The sequence below is a fragment of the Streptosporangium sp. OZ121 genome (assembly GCF_051918885.1).
In the GTDB taxonomy this organism is placed as follows: Bacteria; Actinomycetota; Actinomycetes; order Streptosporangiales; family Streptosporangiaceae; genus Streptosporangium.
Window position 1 is genome coordinate 862,588 of sequence record NZ_JBPXMC010000001.1, and the last position, 25,673, is coordinate 888,260.

Annotated in this window: 20 protein-coding genes; 9 read left to right on the forward strand and 11 right to left on the reverse strand. The window is 70.5% G+C overall.

Annotation, left to right across the window (positions count from 1 at the left end; translation table 11 throughout):
* Positions 1-26: 26 nt before the first annotated feature.
* Positions 27-2,048: a beta-galactosidase gene (locus tag ACTOQ1_RS04025; RefSeq protein WP_440064499.1), complete on the reverse strand. Its 2,022-nt coding sequence runs from the start codon at positions 2,046-2,048 to the stop codon at positions 27-29.
* Between the two features lie 146 nt (positions 2,049-2,194).
* On the opposite strand from ACTOQ1_RS04025, the gene ACTOQ1_RS04030 reads away from it, so the two are divergent.
* The 5 genes from ACTOQ1_RS04030 (at position 2,195) to ACTOQ1_RS04050 (ending at position 6,530) form a co-directional block, all read left to right on the forward strand.
* Complete coding sequence (locus tag ACTOQ1_RS04030; protein WP_440064500.1) at positions 2,195-2,347, forward strand: hypothetical protein; 153 nt, start codon at positions 2,195-2,197, stop codon at positions 2,345-2,347.
* A gap of 38 nt (positions 2,348-2,385) precedes the next feature.
* Positions 2,386-3,696 (forward strand): ABC transporter substrate-binding protein, encoded by a 1,311-nt coding sequence (locus tag ACTOQ1_RS04035; protein WP_440064502.1) that lies wholly within the window; start codon positions 2,386-2,388, stop codon positions 3,694-3,696.
* Entirely contained in the window at positions 3,693-4,595 is a 903-nt protein-coding gene (locus tag ACTOQ1_RS04040) for a carbohydrate ABC transporter permease (RefSeq protein ID WP_440064504.1), read from the forward strand. Before ACTOQ1_RS04035 ends, ACTOQ1_RS04040 begins: the two co-directional genes overlap by 4 nt.
* A 77-nt stretch (positions 4,596-4,672) precedes the next feature.
* Positions 4,673-5,485 (forward strand): carbohydrate ABC transporter permease, encoded by an 813-nt coding sequence (locus tag ACTOQ1_RS04045; RefSeq protein ID WP_440064505.1) that lies wholly within the window; start codon positions 4,673-4,675, stop codon positions 5,483-5,485.
* Positions 5,486-5,528: 43 nt separating this feature from the next.
* The gene (locus tag ACTOQ1_RS04050; RefSeq protein ID WP_362851128.1) at positions 5,529-6,530 is read left to right on the forward strand and encodes a LacI family DNA-binding transcriptional regulator; all 1,002 of its coding nucleotides are present in this window, start codon (positions 5,529-5,531) and stop codon (positions 6,528-6,530) included.
* Positions 6,531-6,606: 76 nt separating this feature from the next.
* On the opposite strand, the gene ACTOQ1_RS04055 is transcribed toward ACTOQ1_RS04050, so the two are convergent.
* Both ACTOQ1_RS04055 and ACTOQ1_RS04060 read right to left on the reverse strand, forming a co-directional pair.
* Positions 6,607-7,872: a hypothetical protein gene (locus ACTOQ1_RS04055; protein WP_440064507.1), complete on the reverse strand. Its 1,266-nt coding sequence runs from the start codon at positions 7,870-7,872 to the stop codon at positions 6,607-6,609.
* Positions 7,873-8,222: 350 nt separating this feature from the next.
* On the reverse strand, positions 8,223-9,803 hold the full coding sequence (locus ACTOQ1_RS04060) for a TROVE domain-containing protein (protein ID WP_440064509.1): 1,581 nt from the start codon (positions 9,801-9,803) through the stop codon (positions 8,223-8,225).
* 503 nt (positions 9,804-10,306) lie between these two features.
* Between ACTOQ1_RS04060 and ACTOQ1_RS04065 the strand changes: the two genes are divergently transcribed.
* Positions 10,307-10,564 carry a hypothetical protein gene (locus tag ACTOQ1_RS04065; RefSeq protein ID WP_440064510.1) on the forward strand — a complete coding sequence of 86 codons (258 nt, stop codon included), beginning with the start codon at positions 10,307-10,309 and terminating at the stop codon, positions 10,562-10,564.
* Positions 10,565-10,617: 53 nt separating this feature from the next.
* On the opposite strand, the gene yczR is transcribed toward ACTOQ1_RS04065, so the two are convergent.
* A complete protein-coding gene (gene yczR, locus ACTOQ1_RS04070) occupies positions 10,618-11,961 on the reverse strand; it encodes a MocR-like transcription factor YczR (RefSeq protein ID WP_440064511.1) in 1,344 nt (447 codons plus the stop codon).
* 61 nt (positions 11,962-12,022) lie between these two features.
* Here yczR and ACTOQ1_RS04075 point away from each other — a divergent pair, with 61 nt between their 5' ends.
* Entirely contained in the window at positions 12,023-13,525 is a 1,503-nt protein-coding gene (locus tag ACTOQ1_RS04075) for a pyridoxal phosphate-dependent decarboxylase family protein (RefSeq protein ID WP_440064512.1), read from the forward strand.
* A gap of 148 nt (positions 13,526-13,673) precedes the next feature.
* On the opposite strand, the gene ACTOQ1_RS04080 is transcribed toward ACTOQ1_RS04075, so the two are convergent.
* Both ACTOQ1_RS04080 and ACTOQ1_RS04085 read right to left on the reverse strand, forming a co-directional pair.
* Complete coding sequence (locus ACTOQ1_RS04080) at positions 13,674-14,060, reverse strand: type II toxin-antitoxin system PemK/MazF family toxin (protein ID WP_440064513.1); 387 nt, start codon at positions 14,058-14,060, stop codon at positions 13,674-13,676.
* Complete coding sequence (locus ACTOQ1_RS04085; RefSeq protein WP_440064514.1) at positions 14,002-14,232, reverse strand: hypothetical protein; 231 nt, start codon at positions 14,230-14,232, stop codon at positions 14,002-14,004. The genes ACTOQ1_RS04080 and ACTOQ1_RS04085 overlap by 59 nt, the downstream gene beginning before the upstream one ends.
* Positions 14,233-14,436: 204 nt before the next feature.
* Here ACTOQ1_RS04085 and ACTOQ1_RS04090 point away from each other — a divergent pair, with 204 nt between their 5' ends.
* Entirely contained in the window at positions 14,437-15,687 is a 1,251-nt protein-coding gene (locus tag ACTOQ1_RS04090) for an amidohydrolase family protein (RefSeq protein WP_440064515.1), read from the forward strand.
* A 630-nt stretch (positions 15,688-16,317) separates the two neighbouring features.
* Positions 16,318-16,758 carry a hypothetical protein gene (locus ACTOQ1_RS04095; protein ID WP_440064516.1) on the forward strand — a complete coding sequence of 147 codons (441 nt, stop codon included), beginning with the start codon at positions 16,318-16,320 and terminating at the stop codon, positions 16,756-16,758.
* 366 nt (positions 16,759-17,124) lie between these two features.
* Here the strand turns inward: ACTOQ1_RS04095 and ACTOQ1_RS04100 are convergent, their stop codons facing one another.
* The 5 genes from ACTOQ1_RS04100 to ACTOQ1_RS04120 all read right to left on the reverse strand — a co-directional run bounded on the left by ACTOQ1_RS04100 (position 17,125) and on the right by ACTOQ1_RS04120 (position 25,666).
* On the reverse strand, positions 17,125-17,490 hold the full coding sequence (locus ACTOQ1_RS04100) for an MmcQ/YjbR family DNA-binding protein (protein WP_440064517.1): 366 nt from the start codon (positions 17,488-17,490) through the stop codon (positions 17,125-17,127).
* Between the two features lie 56 nt (positions 17,491-17,546).
* The gene (locus ACTOQ1_RS04105) at positions 17,547-19,667 is read right to left on the reverse strand and encodes a phosphocholine-specific phospholipase C (protein ID WP_440064519.1); all 2,121 of its coding nucleotides are present in this window, start codon (positions 19,665-19,667) and stop codon (positions 17,547-17,549) included.
* A 248-nt stretch (positions 19,668-19,915) separates the two neighbouring features.
* Positions 19,916-20,527, reverse strand: a complete 612-nt coding sequence (locus ACTOQ1_RS04110) for a hypothetical protein (protein ID WP_440064521.1) — start codon at positions 20,525-20,527, stop codon at positions 19,916-19,918.
* Positions 20,524-21,084 carry a hypothetical protein gene (locus ACTOQ1_RS04115; RefSeq protein ID WP_440064523.1) on the reverse strand — a complete coding sequence of 187 codons (561 nt, stop codon included), beginning with the start codon at positions 21,082-21,084 and terminating at the stop codon, positions 20,524-20,526. Before ACTOQ1_RS04115 ends, ACTOQ1_RS04110 begins: the two co-directional genes overlap by 4 nt.
* Positions 21,085-21,160: 76 nt before the next feature.
* A complete protein-coding gene (locus tag ACTOQ1_RS04120) occupies positions 21,161-25,666 on the reverse strand; it encodes an Ig-like domain-containing protein (protein WP_440064525.1) in 4,506 nt (1,501 codons plus the stop codon).
* Between the last annotated feature and the right edge of the window lie 7 nt (positions 25,667-25,673).

Below are 25,673 nucleotides of genomic sequence, written 5' to 3' on the forward strand. Positions count from 1 at the left end.
GGTGGCCGGCGCGACCCCGGGGACGATCATGTGTCCCCGGCGAGCTCGACGACCGTGACGCCGCCGGCGGGCACGGTCGCCGGCCCGGTGTGCGCGGCGCCGTCGAAGACCCCGGTCCCGCTCACCCCCTGGACGGTGACCGGCTCGTCGCCGTGGTTGAGGAGGAAGAGGTGCCGGCCCCGGCGTACGAGCTCCAGCGTGTCCGGCAGGCCGCGCGGCCGGGACACGCCCGCCAGGTCGAGGACGGTACGCAGGACCGCGCGCAGATCCCGGCCGTTTCCACGGGAGTCGGAGTCGGGGGACGGGTCGAGGGCGGTGGCGACGTACCAGGCCGTGCCCGCCCCCAGCTCGTGGCGGGTCACCGCGGGGTGGCCCGCGTCCGGCCCGCCGGTGAAGGCGTGGACGGCGCGCGCCCCGGCGAGGCGGATCCGCTCGGACCAGATCCGGCCGGTCAGACCGCCGTCGCCGACGGGCACCGTGCCGCCCTCGGGCAGCGGGTGGAACTCCTCCACCGACAGGCCGAGCACGTCGCGCAGCGCGCCGGGGTGGGCGCCGGGGTGGATGGTGTCGTTCTCGTCGACGATCCCGGAGAAGCAGGAGACGACCAGGTGCCCGCCCGCCTCGACGTAGCGGCGCAGATTCTTGCCCGCCGCCTCCGTGAGCAGGTAGGAGCTGGGGACGACGACCATCCGGTACGCCGAGAGGTCGGCGGCGGGGTGGGCGAAGTCGACGGTCACGTGCTCGCGCCAGAGTGCCTCGTAGTAGGCCTCCACGCGCTCGCGGAAGCGCAGGTCGACCGAGGGGCGCCACTCCAGCTCCAGCGCCCAGTACGACTCCCAGTCCCACACCAGCGCGACCTCGGCCTCGACGCGGGAGCCGCGCACCCCGGCCAGCCCGCGCAGGTCGGCGCCGAGGGCGACCACGTCGCGCCAGAGGCCGGAGTCCGTCCCGGCGTGCGGCAGCATCGCCGAGTGGAACTTCTCCGCGCCGTGGCGGGAGGCGCGCCACTGGAAGAACAGCACCGAGTCCGATCCGCGGGCGACGTGGGCGAGGCTGTTGCGCCGCATCTCCCCCGGCCGCTTGGCGAGGTTGCGCGGCTGCCAGTTGACGGCGCCGGTCGAGTGCTCCATGAGCATCCACGGCCGCCCGCCCGCCACCGAGCGGGTGAGGTCGGCCGCCATGGCCAGCTCGATGTGGTTGTCGGCCCGCGCGGCGTCGAGGTAGTGGTCGTTGGAGACGACGTCGACCTCGCCCGCCCACCGCCAGTAGTCCATCGGCTCGCAGTTGGGGATCATGAAGTTGGTGGTGACCGGCAGGTCGCAGAAGCGGCGGATGGCGTCGCGCTCGCGGCGGAAGTTGGCGATGTGCGCGTCGACGGAGAAGCGCGCGTAGTCGAGCTGCAGGGCCGTCAGCTGGCCGGCCGGTGCGATCCTCGGCGGCTCCACCTCCTCGAACGAGCCGTAGGTCAGCCCCCAGAACGTGGTCCCCCAGGCCGCGTTGAGCGCCGCCACGTCCCCGTGCCGCTCGCGCAGCCAGTCGCGGAACGCCTCGGCCGAGGTCTCGCAGTAGCAGCGCGCGTTGGCCCAGCCGTACTCGTTGTGGACGTGCCACATGGCGACCGCCGGGTGCCCGGCGTAGCGGGCGGCGAGCCGCTCGGCGATCCGCTCGGAGGCGGCGGCGTACTCCGGGGAGCTGGGGCAGAAGCTGTGCCGGGAGCCACCGGCGATGACGCGGCCCTCGCGGTCGACCAGGCGGGCGCCGGGGTGGGCCGTCCTGAACCAGGCGGGCGGGGACGAGGTCGGCGTCGCGAGGTCGATCATGACTCCGGCGGAGTCGAGCAGGTCGACGATCCTGTCCAGCCTGCCGAAGTCGTAGACCCCCTCGGCGGGCTCCAGCAGGCTCCAGTTGAACACGCCGAGACTGACCAGGTTCACCCCGGCCTCGCGCATCAGCCGGACGTCCTCGCGCCAGACCTCCTCCGGCCACTGCTCGGGGTTGTAGTCCCCGCCGTACGCGATGCCCCCTGGCAGGGCGGGATATCCGGGCAACGACTCCCCCTCGAATATTTTCTGTGAACGTGCACAGTAATGTACGACCGGCGCCCACGGAAGACCACCCGCGAGATGCCTGGCGCGTACGGGGGTTAACAAGAACGTAACGGTCATTGACAGCACCCGTCGATGGATTTCAGTCTGTGAACGTTCACAGATACTTCCGGCGGTCCTCCCGCCGTCTCCCCGGCGACCAGGCCGGAGCCTCGTCGGCGGCCTCCCCGGCGACCTCGCCGGGGCTCGCCGGTGGTTTCGCCGGTGGCCCCGCAGCGGCCTCCCAGCGGCCGACTCCCTGACATGAAACTCCCACACGGAACCCCACCCGGAGGAACACATGCAGACAAACCGGCTCGTAGCGGTGGCGGCCGCGATCCTCGCCACCGCCCTGGCCGGGTGCTCCGGCACTCCCCAGGAGCCGGCCGCCCCGGAATCGCAGAACTCGGCCCCCGCCGGGCCGGTCAAGCTCACCTACTGGACCTGGGTCCCCAACATGGACAAGATCACGGCGGTCTGGAACAAGGCCAACCCCGACATCCAGGTCACGGTCAGCAAGCAGGCCGGCGGCGACGACGCGGCCACCAAGTTCCTGACCGCCGCCAAGGCCGGCAACCCTCCCGACCTGGTCCAGGCCGAGTACCAGATGCTGCCCTCCTTCGTCGCCGCCGACGCGGTGGCCGACCTCACGGCCGAGGTGGGGCAGGCGAAGGGCGAGTTCGGCGAGGGCGTCTGGGGACTGGTCACGCTCGGCACCGACGCCGTCTACGCGCTCCCCCAGGACAGCGGCCCGATGATGCTCTACTACCGCCAGGACCTGTTCGAGAAGTACGGCGTCGAGGTGCCCAAGACCTGGGACGAGTACGCCGAGGCCGCCCGCACCGTACGGAAGAAGGACCCCAAGGTCTTCCTGGGGACCTTCTCCAGCAAGGACCCCGGTTCCTTCGTCGGGCTCGCCCAGCAGGCCGGCGCCCAGTGGTGGTCGATCAGCGGCGAGTCCTGGAAGGTCGCGGTCAACGACGCGGCCACCACGAAGGTCGCCGACTACTGGGGCGGCCTCGTCAAGGAGGGCGCCATCGACGACCAGCCGTACTTCACCCCCGAGTGGAACAAGGCCCTGAACGACGGCAGGCTGCTGACCTGGCCCTCGGCGATCTGGGCGCCCGGAGTGCTGTCCAGCAACGCCCCCAAGGCCAAGGGGAGGTGGGCGATCGCCCCGCTGCCGCAGTGGAGCGCCGGCGAGAGCTCCAGCGGCTTCTGGGGCGGCTCCTCCACCGCGGTCTCCGCCAAGTCCCCCAACCGGGCCGCCGCCGCGAAGTTCGCGACCTGGCTCAACACCGACCCCGAGGCGCTCGGCCTGCTCGTCAAGGAGGGGGCGGTCTACCCGGCCGCCACCAAGGGCGGCACCATGCTCGGCGAGGCCCCCGACTACTTCTCCAACCAGCCCGACTTCTGGCAGCAGGCCGCCGCGATCTCCGCCACCGCGCGGGGCTTCACCTTCGGGCCGAACGTCAACGTGACCTACAACGCCTTCAAGGACGCCTTCGACAAGGCCCTGCAGGACGGGTCGGCGTTCTCCGGCGCCCTCGCGAAGATGCAGGACGCGACGGTCGCCGACATGCGGAAGTCCGGATTCCAGCTCACCCCATGACACGACGCCCCGGCGGCGGCGCCCGCACCGCGAGCGCCGTCCCCTACCTCTTCCTCGCACCGGCCATGGCGCTGTTCACACTCTTCATGGCCATTCCCATCGGCTACACGGCCTACCTCAGCCTGCGGCGCACGAAGGTCTCCGGCCTGGGCCTGGGCAAGAACTCCCGGCGCGAGATCTTCGTCGGCCTCGACAACTACGCGGCGACGCTCGCCGACGGCGAGCTGTGGGCCGGCTGGCTGCGCGTCCTGGGCTACGGCCTGCTGGTGCTGACGGTCATGCTCGGGCTCGCCCTGCTGTTCGCGCTGCTGCTGGACTCGGCACACGTGCGGCTCGCGCGCTTCTCCAGGATCGCCCTCTTCCTGCCGTACGCGGTGCCGGGCGTGGCCGCCACCCTGCTGTGGGGCTTCCTCTACCTGCCGAGCCTCAGCCCGTTCCGCCAGGTGCTCGACGTCGACCTGCTCGGCGCGGGCACGGTGGTGCTGTCCATGGCGAACGTGGCGGTCTGGGGCGGCGTCGGCTTCAACATGCTGGTGCTCTACACCGCCCTGCGCGCCGTCCCCAGGACCTACTACGAGGCCGCCAGGATCGACGGGGCGAGCGAGATCCAGATAGCGCTGCGGATCAAGGTCCCGATCCTGCTGCCCGCGATCATCCTGACCACGGTGTTCTCCATCATCGCCACGATCCAGGTGTTCACCGAGCCGACCACCCTGCGGCCGCTGACCAACACGATCAGCTCGACCTGGAGCCCGCTCATGAAGGTCTACCGCGACGCCTTCGTCACCGGCGACCTCTACTCGGCCGCCGCCACCTCGATCGTCATCGCGGCGATCTCCCTCGTCCTGTCGTTCGGTTTCCTGCGCGTCGTCCGCGACCGCGCCTTCGGGGAGGGCTGATGGCCACCACGACCCTCACAGGGGCCTCTCGGGGGCCTTCCCGGGGGCCTTCTCGGAGACGCCGCCCGGCCGGTGTCATGCCGACCGCGATCCTGCTGCTGGGCGCGCTCTACTGCCTGCTGCCGGTCAGCTGGGTGCTGGTGGCCGCGACCAAGTCGAAGGCGGAGCTGTTCTCCACCTCGACCTTCGCCCCCGGCACCGGGCTGCTGTCCAACCTCTCGGACCTGCTCGCCTACCGCGACGGCGTGTTCTGGCTGTGGATGCTGAACACGCTGCTGTACGCGGGCGGCGGCGCCCTGCTGTCCACGGCCGTCTCGGCCGTCTCCGGCTACGCCCTGGCCAAGTATCGCTTCCCCGGCCGGAACCTGATCTTCAATCTGCTGATCGGCGGCATCCTGGTGCCCGCCGTCGTGCTGGCCATCCCGCAGTATCTGCTGTTCTCGCGGATCGGGCTGGCCGACACCTACTGGTCGGTCCTGCTCCCGCAGATCCTGCACCCGTACAGCATCTATCTCGCGCGCGTCTACGCCACCGCCGCCGTCCCCGACGCCCTGCTGGAGGCCGGGCGCATCGACGGCGCCGGGCACTGGCTGCTGCTGCGCCGGGTGGCCCTGCCGCTCATGCTCCCGGGCATGGTGACCATCTTCCTGTTCCAGTTCGTCGCGATCTGGAACAACTTCCTGCTGCCCTTCATCATGCTGGGCGACGACCAGAGGTTCCCGCTGACCGTCGGGCTCTACACCCTGCTCGCCGCGGGGGCGAACCAGCCCTCGCTCTACAACCTGATCCTCACCGGCACGCTGCTGTCGATCATTCCGCTGATCGCGCTGTTCCTCACGATGCAGCGCCACTGGCGGACCGACCTGGCCGGCGGAGCCGTGAAAAGCTAGCGGCCGGGCCGACCAGCGGCCGGTCGAGGGGACAATGAGGAGCATGGCGAAGCGTCCGACCATCCACGATGTCGCGGCGGTGGCGGGGGTGTCCCGGGGAACGGTGTCCCGGGTGCTCAACGACGACCGGTACGTCAGCCCCGCCGCGCACGCCGCCGTCAAGCGGGCCATCGCCGAGACGGGCTACGTGCTCAACCGGGCCGCCCGCAGCCTGGTCACCCAGCGGACCGGCTCGGTGGTGATGGTCCTGTCGGAGCCGCAGGAGAAGCTGTTCGAGGATCCCACCTACAGCGTGCTGCTGCGCACCGCCACCCGGCGGCTCGCCGAGCGGGACGTGTCGCTGGTGATGATGATCGCCGGGAACGACGGCGACCGCGACCGGGTGATCCGCTACCTGCGCGGCGGCCACGCCGACGGGGCCTTCCTGGTCTCCACCCACGCCGGCGACAGGCTGGTGGACGCGCTGGTGGACATCCCGGTGGCCGCCGTCGCCCAGGGGGCCGTCATCGGGCGGGAGAACGTGATCCCCTACGCGGCGGCCGACGACCGCGAGGGCGCCCGGCAGATGACGCGCTACCTGGTGGAGCGGGGCCGCAAACGGATCGCCACCATCACCGGCCCGCTCGACACCCCCGGCGGCGCGCTGCGACTGGAGGGCTTCGCCGACATCCTCGGCAGGAAGGCGAGCAGGAGGCTCATCGAGCACGGCGACTACACCCAGCTGGGCGGGGAGAGCGCGATGGCCCGGCTGCTGGAACGTGCCCCCGACATCGACGCCGTCTTCGTCGCCTCCGACCTGATGGCCGCGGGCGCGCTCTCCGCCCTGCGCGCCGCCGGGCGGCGGGTGCCCGAGGACGTCGCGGTGGGCGGCTTCGACGACTCGGCGGTGGCTCTCACCACCCACCCGCCGCTCACCACCGTCCGGCAGCCCCTGGAACGGGTCGCCGAGGAGACCGTCCGCCTGCTGCTCGCCCTGATCGACGGCGCCGAGCACCTGGAGCCGGTGATACTGCCCACGACCCTCATCGTGCGCGAGTCGACCTGACCGGGCGGGCCGACCAGGCGGCCCGCCCGGGCGAGCGGCGGAATCGAGCGGGATCGAGCGGGATCGGCGGCGTGGCTCAGCGACCGGGTGAGGACCCGTTCACGGTCAGGACGTGCTCGGTCTCGATGGCGGGGAAGGTGCCGGTGTCGACGATCCCGTGCTCGCGGAAGGCGGCCTCCAGCAGCGCGTAAGCCTTGGGCTCCAGCTTCCACAGGGCCCGGCACTCGCGGGCGGTGACCAGGGAGACGCCGGTCTCGTGGGCGATGTCGTCCGCGCGGGGCACGAACTTCCGCTCGATCTGCTTGTCCCAGTATTCCCGCGCGGCGCGTATCTGGGCCGCGCGCCGCGCCGTGTCGACGATCGGCGGCGGGACGTCCAGCACGTGGAACTCCTCGTCGTCATCGTCGAGCGGGGGCCGCAGCGCCGCGGGGCCCGCGGCCACCGCGGGACGCCCGGACGGCCCCGCCGGCTCTCCGGGCTCCGGGGCCCACGGCACGGGCGGGGTCAGGTCGATCAGCGCGGAGGTGTTGTAGAGGGCCCCGATCTGGGAGAGCAGGGCCTCCTGGCGCGCGGAGTCGACCGCCAGGCCGCTGTGCTCCACCGCCCGGTCCATGGCACGGTCCAGCTTGGTGAGGGCCGCGCGCATCTTCCTGTCGGACGCCCCCGAGGCGCGGAGCGCGCGGGCGCGCTTGGCCGCCAGCGCGACCCGGGTGAGCCTGCGGTGGGCGTCCACCTCGCTCGCCGTACGGTCGCTGACCTCGGCCAGCCCGACGCGGACCAGTGCGCGTTCCGGAGTGATCCGCCAGTTGATGCGGGAGCGCCCCGTGATGCGGTGGCGTTCGATCGCCATGCCGCGCTCCCACAGCCAGGCCGCCACCAGGGGGGCGGCGAGCCGGAAGACGGCCTCGGCGACGCTGCGGGCGTCCATGCTCGACAGCACGGCCGTCAGGCCGGTGAGCGCCCACACGGCGACGCCGTCGATGCCGGCGGAGAAGTTCTCCCGCATGTTGCGGCGCGCCCGGACGGCGCTGGTGATGACGGCGACCTCGATGAAGGCGAAGAGCAGCAGTCGCAGGGGGCCGTCGAAGCCGAGCACGTCACCGGAGAAACGCCACATGCCCTGGGCGGAGACGCCCGTCGCGATGCTGGCGGCGACGATGGTGAGGATGTCCTCGGCCGGACGGGGTGCGATGTGACGATGGTAGAAGCGGACCGCCACGCGCCGGGTCGCGCGCAGCACGAAATACGCCACGACCAGGAGGACGAGGGCGAACACACCGATGATGACCGTGAGAACCGGCTGGTCCGATGCGAAGGTGGTGATTTGATCGATGGGGGGCATCAGTCACTGTCCGTCAGTCTCGATGTCCGACAGGATATGCAGCGATCATTCCAGAATGTCGGCGGCTTGTTCGTGAAACGGGCGCCCACCGGCGTGACAGATGTGAACACAGTTGCGATGAAGGCGAGTAAAGATCACGACGCCCGGACGGATATCGGCCTGTCGGCCTCTCACCTGATCTCTTCTCCGGTCGAGGTCGGCCCGGCCGGCTCGCCGAGGCGTCCCGGCCGGGCCGCGGTGACGGCCGGGACGCTCGTGGGCACGACGGCAGGAACCACCGGCGAGGGCTGGGCGGCCGGAGCGTGCCGGCCGCGCCCGGGACGGGCGGATCGATCGGCCGCCCGGCCGGGTCAGAACGGCCAGCTCGCGTCGCCGCCCCTCTCCAGCAGCGGGATCAGCCGGAACGACGCGTCGGAGAAGCCGCCGAACTCGTGGCGGTCGCCCGAGCCGGTCGGCATCGCCGCCCGCCGGTAACCCTGCAGGTTGAATCCGTACATCGGAACACGCTCCGGCACCGCGCGGGTCACCTCGGCGCCGTGGTGGCCGCCCATGGTCTGCATGTCCGACAGGATGACGACCCGGTCGTGCCCGCGGTAGGCGCGCCGGATTGCGGTGGCGATCTGCGTGCCGTGGCCGACCTCGCCGATACGCCCGCAGAACCGGTCCATCTCCTTCAGGACCGACGCGCCCCGGCCCACCCTGTGCCGGAACACGCCGTCGGCGAAGCCGTACAGGTCCACCCGCTCGCCGCGGGCGGCGAGCGTCACCCCGAACAGCGCCGCCGCCTGGACGGGCGTGACGGCCGAGCGCGCCGAGACCGTGCCGGAGGTCATCGACGCCGACGTGTCCACGAGGACGAGGGTGCGTCCGCCGAACGACGGCACGTTGCCCGTGGCGAGCGTCAGCGCCCTGTCCAGGGCGTGGCCCCAGCGCGTGCTCGGGGCGTTGCGGTACGCGGAGTAGAACCGGAACGGCAGCTGCCGCGACCCGGCGACCTCGCCGGGGTCGGTGAGCTTCGCGGCGACCCGTCCCGCCACCTCGTCGGAGACACCGGCCTCGTCGAAGTTCCTCAAGTTACGGATCAAGGACATGTAGCCCATCGACGGGATGACCGCCTCCCACGCCTCGCGGTCCATCGGGCCCTGGAGCCACCCGGCGAGCGCCTCCCAGGTCATGCCCGCGGCACGCAGGCGACCGGGGTCGGCCAGGACGGCGCGCCGCGCCTCGACCGGCAGTGCCGCCAGCCCCGCGCGGGCGCGCAGCGTCGCCAGCGCGTCGTGGATCGGCTTGTCACGGCCGTGCCTGCGGTCCAGGGCGTGCGCGAACAGCTCGCCCTGCCACGCCTTGTCCGCCGCCGGAGCGGGGTGGACGAGGTCGATGACGTCGGCGAAGCGGAAGCCCCTGGTGCCCGTGTCGTACTTGAGCAGGCCGCGCTCGGTGTACAGGCGCCGCACGGCGTCGGCGACGCCGCGCTTGACCGGCTTGGGGATCGCCCGCCCGTACGTGGACGTCCAGTAGGCGAGGGCCTCGCCGGGCTCGTCGGCGCGCTGCAGGACATCGTCCACCAGCTGCCGGTTGAGGCCGTGCAGGCCCGCGGCGAGCCGCGCCCTGACCGACTCCAGCGCGGCGACGACCGGGGCGGTACGCATGTTCGCCTCACCGCGCAGCCAGGGCAGGAAGCGGGCCATCCACTCGCCGTCCTCGACCGCGACCCGGTGGACGAGCCGGCGGAACCGGTCGTCGCGGTCACCGGCCTTCTCGTAGAAGGTGTTCTCGCCGACCATGTTCGACACCGCGAGGAGGAAGAGCTCGCCCTTGGCGTCGCGGGCGTATCCGGGGGCGCCCTCGTGGGTGAGACCGGAGGGGACGCGCCCGGTCCTGACCGGGCTGGAGACGGCCGGCCGGTTGGTCGCGGTGTCGAACTTGGACATGGTCGGGCCTTTCTCTGCGAGTCTCCGCGAATTCCGTGTCTCCCCGCGCGCCGGTCACGCGCGCACGGCCGTGCGCCTCCCGAGATCGAGGTGACCGCGGGTGCCCTGCCTGGCGGGCGGCGGCCCCGCTGAGTGGGGCCGCCAGGAATCGAACCTGGAAGTAACCGCGATCGGCGCACCGGGAGGCGCGTGTCAAGTTGTCGGAACCCCGTATTCCGGAGACGGCTCCGGCGCGTTCTTCCCGCGATGCTCTTCCCACGATGTGCTTCTCGCGTTGGACGGCCGGTTTCGTTTCCGAACCCCGAGGCGTTTACAACGGTAGCGACCACCGCCGTGCGTCACATCTCATTATTCGCCGGAAAACAGGGGTGCCAGGGGGCGGCTACGGGGCGAAAATGTCAGTGCCGGGAGAGACGATGGAAGGTGAACACGGGCCGAACCACCGACGGGGACGCGATCGAAGTTCCGCAGGACCTCCGCGCCTCCCGGGAAAGGATCACGTGATGACGACCCCGATGAACGTGTCCGACCTGGCACAGGTTCTCTTCGTCTCCACTCTGCAGGCTTCGGACCACCCCTCCCCTGATCAGGTACGAATGATCATCGAAGGCCGGATCCGTGCCTGCCACGCCGATCTCTCCGATTGCGCCGCCCTCGTCGCCCAGGAGGCCGGGGACCACCCGGAGGCGTACGCGAGCCGGATGCGCTGGGCGCTGTGCGAGGCCGGCCGGGTCCGCCCCTCCCTCTCCCTCTCGACCTGACCACGACTTCCCGGCCGCGCTCGGCCCTTCCCCCGCCGGGAGACCGGCGGTGCTCAGGGCCGCAGAGCCGGCTCGAGGTGCTCGACGACCCGGTCGAGGGTCTCGACGGGGGCGGTGTACGGCACCCGGAGCCAGCCGGTCAGGGTCCCGTCGGGAGAGAAGGCCGAGCCCGGGAGCAGGCTGAGCCCCGCCGTGGCCGCCCTGCCCGCCAGGGTCTCACCCGACACCCCGTCGAGGCGCAGCCACAGCGCCAGGCCGCCCGGCGGCAGGGAGAAGCTCCAGGCGTCGTTCTCCCCCAGACGGCTCGCCAGATGGTCGCGCTGGCGGCGTAGCTCACTCCTGCGCTGGGCCAGCAGCCCGTCCATGAGGGGGAAGATCTCGCAGGCCACGAGCTGTTCCATGGGCGGGGGGACGTACAGGCCGCTGACGGGATCGAGGAGGAGCTCGCGGATCAGTGCCGCCGAGCCCCGGATCCACCCGACGCGCAACCCTCCCCACACGGTCTTGCTCATGGAGCCGATCGTGACGGCCCGGCCGATCCTGGGCTCGGGCACGGGCCTGTCGCGCAGGTCCAGGTCGCGCAGGGTCTCGTCCACGATCACGGTCACCCCGTGCCGGGCGGCCAGTTCCGCGACCTCCCGGCGGACGCGGGGGGCCATCAGCGCCCCGGTCGGGTTCTGGAAGTCCGGGGTCAGGAGGGCGGCTCCCCCGGCGCTCTCGCGGAACGCGGTGGCGAGCTGGTCGCCGTCCCAGCCCTCGGCGGTGACCCGCGCGGGGACGGTCCGCACACCGAAGCGCCTGAGCGTGGCGAGGGTGTCGAAGAAGGCGGGGCTCTCCACGACGGTCCTGCGCGGGCCGAGGTGGGTGACGAGCATCGCCAGCGCCGCGCGGGCCCCGGAGGTGACCAGGATCTGCTCGGGCCGGGTGGCCGTTCCCTCGGCGGTGTGGCGCCGGGCGATCAGCTCGCGCAACTCGGGCAGACCGGCACCGGGCTCGCCGCTCTCCAGCAGCAGCCCCGCCGACCTGGCGAGCGCGCGGGTGACGGCGCCGGTGACGATCTCACGCGGGGCGGCGGGTACGGCGCGCCGCAGGTCGAGGAGCGAGTCCCGGCCGTCCACCGACAGGGGCGCGTAGCGCTCACCGAGGTTCCGGGGCAACCGGACCCTGCTGCCGCTGCCGTGCCCGGTGACGAGCCAGCCCTCCTCCCTCAGCCGGGACAGGGCGGCGACGACCGTTCCCCGGCTCACCCCGAGCTCGGCGGCCAGCCGCCGCTCCGAGGGCAACCGGTCCCCGACCCGCACCCGCCCGTCGAGCACGGCCTCGCGCAACGCGGCGGCCAGCGAGCTCGCGAGAGGGCGTCCGGGCTGTCGCCAGCCCGCCTGAACGTACGTGGACACTGGTCCAGTTTGCCGTAATTGGACCACGACATTCACCGTGACCACCCCTTAGCGTCGAAGAATGGACGCCAGACACGACGCGGACACCCCGCCCACCCACGGATCGGCACACCCCGGCGGCGATCACCGGCCGGGCGCGCCGGAGGAGCCGGGCGCCGGCGAGGCCGGTCGCGTTCGCGGGACGCTCGGGGCCGACCACGCCCGCGTCCCCGAGCTGCTGGAGGCCACCCGCGCGTACGCGGTGCGCCTGCTCGGCGGGCTCGGCGACCGGCCGGTGGCGCGGACGCCGGCGAGACCCGCGCCCGCGTCCCTGCCGGAGGCGGGGATCGGCCTGGAAGGGGCGCTGGAGGAGTTCGCGCGGCGGTGGGAGCCGGGCTTCGCGGCCGGCGCGGGCCCCCGCTACCTGGGCTTCGTCACGGGCGGCGTGACGCCCGCGGCGCTGGCGGGCGACTGGCTGACCGGCACCCTCGACCAGAACCCCACGTCGGGACTGGACTCGCTCGCCCCTGATCTCGAACGGGAGACGGCCGCCTGGCTGCGCGACCTCTTCGGCCTGCCGCCCGAGCACGAGGGGACGTTCGTCAGCGGCGCGACCATGTCCACCTTCGCGGGCCTGGCGATCGCCAGGGAGTGGCTGGGCGAGCTGCGCGGCGTGTCGGTGGCCGAGGAGGGCGCGGCGGCGCTCGGACCGGTGACGGTGCTGTCGGGAAGCCCGCACTCCAGCGTCGTCAAGTCGCTGTCCATGCTCGGGCTGGGGCGGTCGGCGATCCGGCGGGTCGGCCTGCTGCCGGGGCGGGAGGCGGTGGACGTGGCCGGGCTCGCCGAGGAGCTCGACCGGCTGGACGGCGCGCCGGCGATCGTGGTCGCCAACTCCGGCACGGTGAACACCGTCGACTTCGACGACCTGCGCGCCATCGCGGCCCTGCGCGAGCGCCACCCGTTCTGGCTGCACGTGGACGCCGCGTTCGGGGCCTTCGCCGCGCTCTCCCCCGAGCACGCCCACCTCGTCGCGGGCCTCGGCGCGGCCGACTCGGTCTGCGTGGACCTGCACAAGTGGCTGAACGTGCCCTACGACAGCGCGATCCAGTTCACCCGCCGCCGCGACCTGCAGACCCGCGTCTTCCAGAACTCCGCCGCCTACCTCGGCCCGGTGGGCGACGACCCCGACTTCGTACACCTCACACCGGAGAACTCGCGCCGCCTGCGCGCGCTGCCGGCCTGGTTCACCCTGGCCGCGTACGGGCGCGAGGGACACGCGGAGATCGTCCGGCGCGACGCCGCCCTCGCCGCCGGGCTCGGCGAGCGGATCGCCGCGATGCCCGGCTACCGGCTGCTCGCCCCCGTACGGCTCAACGTGGTCTGCTTCACCCTCGCCTCCTCCCCCACCCAGGCCCGGATCGGCGAGGTGGCCGACGCGATCACCGCGTCCGGCGAGGCCTTCCTCACGCCGACGGTCTACGAGGGGGTGCCCGCGCTGCGCGCCGCGTTCAGCAACTGGCGTACCACCGAGGCGGACGTGGAGCGGGTCGCGAAGGTCCTCGGGGAGGTCGCGTTCAAGCCGTGAGTTCGCCCGGCGCACTTGTCAGTGACGACCATGGCCGATTCCTGACACAGGTCTCGCATCCGAGGTGTCGGAAAAGTCTCCGATCAATTTCCCCGACGCGACCCTCGTGTCGGCACCGGCTGTGGAGTCACGGTGAGGGAACGATCTACTACATCTCTCTGCTGTCTCTGCAGAGCAGACCGAGAAAGCCGTGCAGTGTTCTACCGACCTCGTGGAGCTCACCCGGGTCGAGGCGGCCCGCGAAGTCTCCAAGCCGGGAGACGTCGGCGGATCTCATCTGGTCGATGAGCACGCGAGTCGCCTTGCCGTTCAGTTCGATCTCGGGACGGAAAATCGCGGGGCCGGCACTGGTCGAGGTGGGGGCGACGACCAGGGTGGAGAGCATGGCGAAGGCATCCGACTGCAACACCACCGCGAATCGTTCGCCTTGTTGCTCGTGACCGACCGCGTCACGAAGAGCGCGTAGGCGGTAGACGTCACCCCGCATCCGCGTCACCGAACTCACGGTGGATCGCCCGGATCTCGGCCAGATCATCAGGGTCGTTGGCCAATCTCTCCGCGTCGGCACGCGCCTGTTCCAACCAGCGGAGTCGTCCCGCCACGTGGATCGCCTCACGGATCACATCGGTGGTGGACCTGCCCTCGGAGGTCAGCTCGGAGAGGATCCTCTCCGTGTCCGAATCGATCTCGACAGTCAACATGGCCATATCTTCACTGTACGACGAGGCGTCTCGCAGGCTTTCGATCGAATTTCGTGAACCCTCGGATACTTACCGTGACGACGTTCCGATAAGTCGGACGCCGCCAGTTCTCCACCCGCCATGTCCGATCCGGTGGACGGTCGCTCGCAGACGGCGGTTTTGGCAGGTCTGGCCGTCACGATCCTCGCGGCGTGCTTCTACCGTGCTGTCATGGACACTCCGGACCTCCTCATCAGGAACGCCACCCTGCGCGGCCGTCCCGGCAGGTGGTCGCTGGCCGCCACGGGCGGGCTCATCAGCCTCATCGCCGAGGACGACCCCGATCTCGGCCCGGCAACCGGCGTGACCCTCGACGCCGACGGCGCCCTGGTCACCGAGCCGTTCGTGGACGCCCACCTGCACCTGTGCAAGGTCCACACCCTCGACAGGGCCGGGCCCGCCGCGCTCTCGGAGTACACCGGGGGCGCGATGGGCGCCGCGATGGGCGCCATCGAGACGGCCGCCGCCGTCAAGGCCGGCCAGACCGTGGAATCCGTCCTCGAACGCGCCCGTCCGGTGCTCCTGGAATCCGTACGGCACGGCGTCCGGGCGGTGCAGGCCTTCGCCGACATCGACCCGAAGGCGGGACTCACCGGGCTGGAGGCCCTGCTGGCGCTGCGCGAGGAGTTCCGCGGCATGGTCGACGTGCGGGTGGTGGCGTTCCCGCAGGACGGCCTGCTCCGCGAACCCGGAACCGAGGAACTCGTCACCGAGGCCGTACGGCGCGGCGCGGACGTGGTGGGCGGCATCCCCTGGATCGAGTGGACCGACGCCGACGCCGCCGAGCACGTGAGGCGCATGGTCGACCTCGCCAGGCGGCACGGCCTGCGCGTCGCCATGCTGGTCGACGACGCGGGAGACCCGGGGCTGCGCACGGCCGAGATGCTGGCGCGAGAGCTGCTGGAGCGGAACATGATCGGACGCGGCAGCGCCCAGCACGCCAGGGCGATGGCGCTCTACCCCGAGCCGTACCTGCGCCGCCTGGCGGGGTTGTGCCGCGCCGCCGGACTCGGTTTCGTCAGCGATCCGCACACCGGACCGCTCCACCTGCCGGTCTTCCGGCTGGCCGACGCAGGGGTCCCTGTCGCGCTCGGCCAGGACGACATCGAGGACGCCTACTACCCGTTCGGGCGGCACAACCTCCTGGAGGTGGCCTTCCTCGCGGCACACCTGCTCGACGCCCGCACCGACGCCGACCTGGAGCGGCTGTACGACATGGTGACCGTCGACGCCGCGCGGGTCACCGGCCTGCCCGCCCACCGCCTGGAGCCCGGCGCCCCCGCCGACCTGGTGATCCTGGAGGGGCGGACCGTCCGCGAGGCCCTGACCCGGCACGCGCCGCCCCGGCACGTCGTCGTCGCGGGCCGGGTCGTGGCCTCATCCGTCCTGCGCACCTCCTTCGGGCCGGACGTTCCGCGCTGACGGGCGCGGGCGCGAGGACGAACGCCGGGCGCCGTACGGCCGAAGCGGAGAGACCGGCACGGCGGAAAGCAGGTAGCGCAGAGACCGGCTCGGCACCGTACGGCCGAGGCGGGGAGGTCGGCACGGCGGCAAACGAGTGAGGCCGGGAAAGCCCGCACGGCGGCAAACGGGCAAGGCAAGGGAAACCAGCACGATGACGAACCCGCGAAGCTGGAAAAAACCAGCGGGGCGACGGACGCGCGAAGCCGGGAAACCGGCGTCCGGGCGCCGTGGCGGCTCCGGATCGGTGGGATTCTTCCCGCGAAAACAGGCATTCGGGCGGGGATGATCTACTGAACTCTGGCGGTTCCGCCGCGGATGGCAACCTTTCGGGGCACGAGCCTTCGGCGGGATCCGGTAGCCGAGCGTTACCGATCACTCTCTTTCTGTGCCTTTCCGCTACCTCCGGGTAATCCGACCGCCCCAAGGCTTGGGGCTCCGCTAGCAGACTCCCGCGACTCCCCCACTTACCGTGAGAGTAGGTTACGCATCGTGTCGGCGTCCTCCTTGACGCGGCACGGCGCTCCGCCAGCCCGGGCATCGCCCAGGGCTCGACCGATTCGACACCGATTCGACGTGGAGTGATCTGCCATGACCATGATCAGGAACGCCCTCGCAGCCGGAGCCATGATGGCCTCCGCTCTCATCGTCCCCATGGCGATGCCGGCCTCGTCCGCCACCGCGGGCACCGTGGCCGTGACCACCCCGGCCAGCGCCACCTCCGTCCTGAAGCCCTGCCGCGAGCACAAGAACCCCGACAGGTGCCGCGCCCGGCGCGAGTACCGGCGCGAGAGTCAGCGGGACTACCGGCGCGGACGCGAGGACCGGCGCGAGCGCGGACGCGAGTACAGAGGCGAACGTCGACGCGAGGGCATGAGCCAGTACAGGGGCGAACGTCGACGCGAGGGCATGAGCCAGTACAGGGGCGAACGTCGACGCGAGGGCATGAGCGAGCGCACCGGCAGGGGCGCCGGTATCGGCGGCGGCATCAGCGACAGCGGCAGGGGCTCCGGCCGCGGGATCAACAACTGACAGGCGGCCGGCGGGCGGCTAAAACGGTCACCGGCGGCCAGGAGGCCCGAAGGCCGCCACCGTGACCGCGAGCCGCACGCTCACCTCCCCGTGAGACCGGCCCGCAGGCGTCTCCTCGCGAGGCAGGCCGGGCCAGGCTCAGAGGAGACCGTCCCGCGACGGACGGCCCGACCCACCGAGCATTCGGGGGCGGGCCGCCCGTCACTCCGTGCCCGGCGAGCTCGCCCGCGCGCGCCCGCCGCGAAACGCAACCGATCACCGCGGAATCCCCGGCTTACACGTGCAGGCTGTGAAATGCCCCGCGCCTCTCGTACGACGTGTGCGGTCAGCGCTCGTACGTGGACGGCGGCTCTCGTGCGTGTACGGTCAGCGCTCGTACGTGGACATGGGCGCGGCGGCTTCGTGAGCGTCGACGAGCTGTTTGGGAGCCGTCAGGCACCACGCCTCGGTGACCAGCTCGAACAGCTCATCCGCGTCGATCTTCGCGAGGTGCACCACGACCCAGCCGAACCGGCCCGCGGTGAACTGGATCTCGAACACCTCCGGCCGCTCCGCCACCAGCGCGAGCTGCTCCTCGATCGTCGACTTGAGCCCCACCGTCTCCGTCTTCTCCCACAGGTAGCCGAAGCCCTTGCCCCGCACCTTCAGCGAGACCCACTCGCCGCCGTCGCCCTGCTCGGTCTCGGGCAGTTGCTTCACCATGTCCAGGAATTCATCCACGCTCACACCCATGGCCCACGGTCTACCAGAGCGCACCGACATTTATCCCCTATCGCCCCCGGCGTCCGTCAGCCCGTGACGCCCGGCTCGCCGTTCTCGATGTGTCCCATCAGGCGGCGGGCGAAGCCGGTGTCCCCTGCGACGGTGATCCACAGGTCGTACCATCCGGTCGCGGCCCGCCACGGCACCCGCGCGGTCTCCCCGGCCGCGAGCCGCAGCGTCCGCGCCGCCCCGCCGTAGGCCAGGGGCGAGATCGTCACGTCGGCCGGTTCGTCACCGGTGTTGACGACGACGATCTCGATCGTCCGCGTGGCCGCGTCGATCACGCTGGATGTCTCCACCGGGTCGTCCGTCCCGCCCCGGAACTCCCTCCGGAAGCCGTTCGGCCCGGTGAGGACGAGGGCGTAGGTGGGACACGGGAAGTAGACCACCTCGCGGGCGTGGCCGAGCACGTCGAAGTGCAGCGGGCGGACGAGCTCTCCCATGTAGCCGTACAGCGCCAGGTGCGCGCTCTCCGTACCGGTGTTGCTCATCGCGATCTCGACGGCGCGACCGCGGGTCCGCGCCGACGCGTCGGGCCGGTACGGCAGCGCGCGGGCGGGCCTGACACCCGGTTCCCCGCCGGGCATCCGCTGCTCGGCGGGGGCGTCGGGGTACCAGCGGCCGGTCAGGATCGCCTGGGTGGGCGCGGTACCCGGGGCGAGTGAGGTGTCCCGGGCGGGTGGACCGCCCTGATCCGGCGAGGTACTCCGAGCGGGCGAGGCACCCTCAGAGGCGTCGGGAACCGGCACTCCGGGCATTCCCTGTGTATCCGGCATTTCTGCCGCTGCTGCCGCTGCCGGCGTGGGCCACGCCTCCGGGCGGGCGAAGTCGAAGGCGGAGGTGAGATCCCCGGCAACGGTCCGCCGCCAGTCGCTGATGTCGGGGGCCCTGATGCCGAGCCAGGTCTCCAGGAACCGGACCGTCGAGCTGTGGTCGAACGTCTGGGAACAGACGTGGCCTCCCACGCTCCACGGCGACACGACGATCATCGGGACGCGCATGCCCAGCCCGATGGGCCGCCCGGCGACGAACTCCCCCGGAGTCCCGTCCGGCGGGACGGGCGGGGGGACGTGGTCGAAGAAGCCGTCGTTCTCGTCGTAGGTGACGAAGACCGCGGTATTCGCCCACACCTCAGGACTCGACGCCAGCGCGTCGAGGATCCGGTAGACGACCTTCCCGCTCTCCACGGCCGAGGACCCCTCGGGGTGCTCGGAGTCGGCGAGCGAGGTCACGACGTACGAGACCGCGGGCAGGCGTCCGGCCGCCACGTCGGCGGCGAACCAGTCCCCCAGCCCGCCCGTCCGGGTGCGGCGCAGCGCCCGGTCGTAGAGCACCCGGTCGGCCGGGTCGAGGCGTGCCACCCTCTCCTCCAGCTCGGCGAGCATCGGCGCGGGGTCCTCGGACGCGCGTACCTTCTCGTAGAAGGAGTGCATGCTGCTCTGCCCGAGTTTCGCCATGACCGCCTTGAACGCGGCGAAGAACTCCAGGTTGTTGCACTGGTAGTTGTCCCACTCCTGGTAGACCTGCCAGGAGTGCCCGGCCCTGGTCAGCAGCTCGGGCACCGTGGTCCAGGAGTAGCCGGGGTGCCCGTCCTCCTCGCAGGCACCGTTGTCGACGGCCCGCTGTTCGGTGCCGGGCTCGTAGCCCGTGTGGCCGGAGACGTGGTAGTTGCGGTTCGGCGTCGTGGAGCTCAGCACCGAGCAGTGGTAGGCGTCGCAGATCGTGAACGCGTCCGCCAGCTCGTAGTGGAACGGGAGGTCCTCACGGTCGTAGTACGCCATGGTGGACGGGCCCTTGTTGGGCACCCAGGCGTCGTTCCAGCCCATCGCCCAGGCGTTCTGGGTGCCGAGCCAGGTGTGGTCGTGGGTGTCGAGCAGCATCGGGTCGGCCCCCGCGCGCCCGGCGGCCTCCCTGAGAGAGAAGGGCAGGATCCCGTCCTGCTCGAAGACCGGACGCAGGGCACGGGTGGACACCGCGTTGCGGTCCCCATAGCCGCGCACCCCGCGCATCCGGCCGAAGTAGTGGTCGAACGACCGGTTCTCCTGCATGACGAAGACGACGTGCTTGAGGTCGGAGAGGGTTCCGGGAGGGGCGGGCCGCGCCAGCAGGCGCACGAGAGAGGGGGGAAGTGCGGACCTTGCCGACATTGACGCATCCCTTTAACGGCATTTCGGGCAAGCCTCAACCTAACAACCCGGGCCGGTCCTTCCCACACCCGGGATCCGGCCTCGTAGCCCCCCGACAGGACGCAGCGGACCGTCACCCTGCCGCACATTCTCGTCCGCGGCGACGACCTTCGCATGCAGCATGGGAACCGAGCCGCCGGCCTTCGCCCTGCCCGCCCAGGCTCAGAACGTGATCGACGGGCGGAGCACTTCCGAGGCAACGTGCTCCGCTACATCACCGTTGACAACGGGATCGTGTAGAGGGCCCTCTTCTCGGCCAGCCATTCGCTGTCGATGAACCGGCCGCTCATGCGCCCGGTGAGGAAAAGATAGGTCTCCAGGCAGGTCCGTCCGTGATCTTCGGGTTCGGTGACCCAGGATCCGGAGTGCACGGCCTCCGGGATGTTCGTGGGCGGCCCGGCTTCCCGGAGGTACGGTTCGATCATGGAGCCGGGGTCGGCGATGACCTCGCCGTACCAGCGTTGAGTCGCCCAGGCGGTCGTGACGCCATCGCCGTAGAGGAGGTCGTAGACAAGGGCGTCCAAGGTGCGGATCTGGAGGAAACGCAGGCCCGCTTCCGTCAGGCCGGTGGTGACCGGGGGTGGGCCGCTGATGGTGAGGGCGTGGGTCCAGCCGTCGGCGTGGGGGCCGGTCCAGATGCGTTCGGTGAAGGCCATCGGCCGGTAGTGAGCCATGGCGCTCGCGAGCTCGCAGTCCTGGCGGGAGGTGAGATCCGCGCCGAGCAGGGCGGCCACCGCCTCGGCGTCGCCCGACTCGACCCAGGTGCCGGTGAATCCGCGGCCCAGTCCCGCGCCGAGCAGGTACTCCCACTGGTCAGTCACCGGGGCCAGGTCCCTTTCGGGATGCGGCAGAGCAGTCCTGGTGTGGTGAACCAGGTGTCATCGATGAACCTGCCAGTCGTGTACGCCATCGCGGCGAGGTAGAAGTTCATCTCCTGGGCGATGACAGGGGAGCCGACGAGATCTGCTCCCTCCTGTCTGGGAAGGTCCCAGTGATCGTCGGGGATGGTGTCCTCCCACTCGTCCCCGTTGAAATAGATCGGTTCGGTGATTTCGCCCGCGTAGCAGGACAGATGGTAGGCCCGCCCGCCCGGCTGCGGGAGCGAATCGAGGGCGCGCCACGGGGATAGTCCGGACACGGCGAATATCTTGACCCAGCCGGGGCTCTGCTCGGCCACCCAGACGAGGTCCTCTTCTGAGTAGGTGCGATACCATCGCCGCGCCTGGTCCAGGTCGCAGGCGAGTGTCTCCTCCTCCGCCCGCAACGCGGCGACCACCGTGCGGTAGTCGGGCGCCTCGACCCACGAGCACTCGAACCTCTCCGCCAGGCCTCGCTCCTCGAAATACGACCACTGGTCTAATTTGTCGCGACTCGTCACGATGCTCCGATTGCGGGGGATCGGATGGGCGAGGTGGCCGCCGGCGAAGCCGGCGGCCACCTACTGGAACGTATCTTTAAGGAATGATCTCATACCAGAAGCTGTCGCCTGGTATCACCCGTCGTTTCGTGTACCACGCCCCCATGGTGCCGCCGTGAGACAGGTTGTGGGCCGCCGATATGGCCCTGATGGAGAAATGCCCGTTCGCATTCGCGGCACCTTGCGTTGTTTTGGCCCAGGGGAACTCATCACAGTGGACATTTGCCGACGTGGGTTTGGGCGCTGTGGCGTAGACCCCCTCCCAGTAGTACTTGCACCAGCTGCCTTGATAGGTCTTGCCCTCCGCTTCGAACAAGCCCTTGGGTGGATTGTCCTTCGGATTCAGGCTGAACACCTTCCGGTTGTTTTTTTCCTGTTCGTCCGTCGCCTTGATGAAGGGCTTGGCCGCCTCCGTCAGATGGGGGGCCAGCCAGTCTCCCCGCATCACCTTCGGCTTCTCAGTGCCGCTCGACCCCTTGAGCGGAGGGCTCAGCGGGTTGCCGTAGTTCTCGCCGTCACGCAGCGGCGGGAACGTCCCCTTGTTCGTCGACTGGTTTCGCGCCTCCTTGATGTGTTTGATGACCTCACCGAAATTAGGATTGTCCCGGGATTCCTTCATGGTGAAGATACGCTTCGCCAGCGTATGGATGCAGCCGCCTTTGTGGCCGGTGGGCTCGTTCGGGGCGGCCATGGCCCTCGCGCTCTCCTGCGACGTCGATGCGCCCAGGTGCAACCAATCGCAGCGCACGTGCGGAATGTAGGGCAGCTCCTGCGGGTCGTTGTCGGACGGATCGCCGCCGCCGATCCACTTGCCCTTGACCTGGCCCGAGCTGTTGTCGTACGCGATCTGGTTCCAGAGTCGGAGGGGCTTGATAGCCCATTCCTGGTGAACGTCCCGCAATATCGGGCGGAACGTGCAGACGTCCACCCGGTCGTTGTCGGTGTCCCCCATGACGTAACGGAAGGAGTCGTCCCCGTCCGCCTTCCATTCGGCGATGGTGTCGTCGCGGTCCACGTCGGTCCCGGCGGTGGGAGTGCACGTGGAGCCCGCCGATCCGCTCGGTGTGACCGTGAGTTCCAAGACCCGCTGGTTCTCCTCGTTGGTGGCCCAGTTTCCGTCATAGGCGGTGATCTCGCTGATGCGGGTCCATACCGACATCTCCTGAGGCCGGTAACCCCCGCCTCCGACCACCCCGGTGCCGTCGGCCGTGCCGAGGTAGGTGTTGATCACCCAGGTGGCGCGGAATTCGAGCGCGTCGGCTTTCGCACCGTTCTTGAGCGCCTTCCGGACCCAGCCGCCCCTGGTTCCCGCCCAGATGAAGTCCATCACGTAGTACCAGCTGCTCCAGCACATGCTGTACGGCCGGACCAGCAGACTGGCGCTCGCCGGCTTGCCGTCGGCAGGCTGCTGCCCGGTGGCGTTGTGAGCCGCGATGCACTCCTCAAGTGAGGCGTGGTTGTAGGTGAACCCGCCGCTCGATGCCCGTACGGCGGCCCGCGTCGACGACGCACGTTCCTTGGCTATCGTTCTGCCCTGGTCGCGGTCGTGCAGCGAGAGCACCTCTCCGCGGCGCACGCGCTGAGGAGCCGGCTGCTTGGCGGTCTGCGCCGCCGCTGCCCCGGTCACCGGGGTCAGCGTGAGTTCGTCCATGAAAATCGTGGTGCCGACGCCGACGTTGACGATCGCGTACGCGGTCCCGGCGGGAGCGGTGACGATCCCCGACACCTGCTGCCACTGCCCGGTGGTCGGCGTGCCGGTGAGATTGTCGGTGGAGAGCATCTCCCAGTCGGCGTCATACCATTCCACCCCGTAGTCAAATCCGTAATCAAAGGGGTCGGGCACCGAGAGGTAGAACCAGCCGGACAACCGGTAATCTCCGCCGCCGCCGGTAAGCGGAAATTCCTCGATCGCGTAGCCCCAGGTGTCTTCCTCAGGCACGAACTTGGCGGACGCCGTGCCCTGATGGGCCCGAGCAGTCGAGCGCGACAGCACGTCCACGTCCCAGAAGGACGTCCACGGCTCGATGGTCGTCTCGAAGAACGGATTGGGATTGACCGGCTGCGTGGGAGGTGGCGTAGCCGTGGTGAACGTCCAGGTCGACGGGACCATGACGTTGCCCGCCGCGTCACTTGCGCCGCTGATCCCCACGGTGTGGAGGACACCGGCGGCAAGTGGTTGCGCCGGAGTGAAGGTGAGCGTGGTCGCCGCCCCGTTCATGGTCGCCGTACCCGCGATCGTGGCCCCCGCAGCCCCCTTGAGAGTGAGTACGGCCGAGTGCACCGGCTCGCTGAACGTCACGGTGACCGCGGTGCCGACGGCCACGCCGGTGGCCCCGGACGACGGCGTGGCACTGACCACAGCCGGTGGTGCGGTGTCGGCGGGAGGCGCTGTCGCAGTGGTGAAAGTCCAGGTCACCGGCGTCATCACGTTCCCGGCACCGTCCTTGGCGCCGGTCACTTCGACGTGATAGGCCGTGTTCACGGCCAGCGGCTCAGCCGGGGTGAACGTGGCGACCGTCCCGGTCACTGTGACGCCTCCGGCGACGGCGGTGCCGTTCGCGTCCTCGACGACGATCCGAGTGTCGGTCACCGGCTCGCTGAACGTCGCGGAGACCGTCGTGCCGACCGGCGCGTCGGTCGCGTCGGCGTTCGGGTTCCTCGCGATGACCACGGGCGGCGTCGTGTCCGCACCTGCGGTCGTGAAGGACCAGGTGTAGTCGTCGGCTACGTTGTCCCAGATGTCTTGTGCGTCCGATGCCGTCGCCGAGTACGTCGTCCCCGGCGTCAGCGGCTGCGCGGGAGTGAACGTCACCGCCGTGCCGGTACCGTCGAACGTGGTCGCTCCCTCGACCGGTGTGCCGTCGGGTGCCCTCAGCACGATCTGCGCGCCGACCACAATCTCGGAGTAAGTGGCTGAGACCGTGGTCTCGGCGGGCACACCGGTGGCCCCGGGCTCCGGGGTGACCCCGATCAAGCTGGGCGGCTGGGTCTCCTCGCCTCCCGAGCCCCCTCCTTCGGGGACGTCGATCTGGTCCGTGCCCACCTTGTCCGCCTCGACCGCGTCGTTCTGACCGCGAGCACCCTGGATGACCGTGGCGAAGGCCTCCTTGACCGGCCCGGTCTCGTTCACATCAGACTGATAGTCCTGGAGGGCGACCGCCTCCTCGTAGGTCGGCAGGGTGGAGAACTTGTTGAGTGTGGAGAACGCGATCGAGGCACGTGGCGCGGGCTCGTAGTCGATGAACAGCACCGGGCCGCGGCCGTCGCCGCCGGTGTACTGGTCGGAGCGGTACTGGCGCCAGTTGGCTCCGGCGGCGCCCTCGGTGGCGGCGCGGATCATCAGTCCGTGGTCCGCTGTCCCGTTCGCCCACTCCTGCACGATGTGCTGGATCGAGTGGTACAGCTCGCCGCTGCCCGAGCAGCCGGACAGTGTGGCGCTGTAGCCACCAGGGGCGACCACCGCGTTGGTACCGGTGCTGGAGGGCTGGTTGGCCCACGTCAAGGTGGAGTAGTGATACGCCGACGTGAGCCGCCGCGCGACGATGCCCACACCGACGTTGGTACCGCACCCGCTGGCGTGGTAGTTCCAAAAGCGCAGGTCGGCGTCGTGGATCGTGGCGTAGTCCAGGTCGGTGCCGTTGATCACATAGCGCAGGTAGGTGCGCCACAGTTCCCCGTCGGCCGACTTGCCCGCCCGGAGCCACGTGAACAGGGTCGCCGAGTTGGGGTACTGCACGCTGGAGACGAAGGTGTCGGAGGAGTCCCCCGCGCCGATCCATTCACCGCTCATCGGCACGACCACCGGGTAGGTCACCGACGGATCCGCCAGGAAGGCCGCGTCGGGGGTCAGTACCAGCGAGGACCTGCCGGAGGCATCAGTGGTCACCGAGGCTTCCACCTTGCCGAGCTTGCCTTGATCAGGTGCCTCGGCGGCCTTCGCGTCGATCGCCTGTGTCGCTAGCGGGGCGGTCTCAGCGACGCCTTGTGCCGACTTGAGCTGAGGTCTACCGTCGTCGGCCTTGCTGTACGTTTTGCCCTTGGGCAGCGTGACGGGCAGGCTGACCTTGACCGGCTCCTGGGGGCGGGTGCGCAGCACCACGTTCTGGGTGAACCCGTTCGGGCAGGCGGTGAGCACCAGGTCGGCGCCCTTGGCCACCGCGTCCCGATAGGTGATCGTGTTGCCGTCCACGGTCGGCTTGGGAAGCTTGCCGTCCCAGCCGACGGCGACGGTGCCATCCTTGTCCTTGGCGGTGACCAGGGTGGTGGCGCCCTCACCGCCGAAGGCCAGCGGGGTCTTGACCAGCTTGGCCGCCAGCGTGCCGTCGGCCCTGGCCACGATCGAGGTGTCGACCGGCTGCCAGGACTTCTTACCGTCCTTGCCGGGCACCTCCAACTGCACCGGTTCGGTGCTCAGTTCGGCGTGCAGGGTCTTGCCGTCGGTGTTCGCCCACACCTTCATGGTCTCGGTGTAACGCGAAGGCAAGGGCACACGTTTGCCGGTCTCGGCGGCTTTCGCCTTGGCGACGTTCAGCGCCTTGTCCACGTGGGCG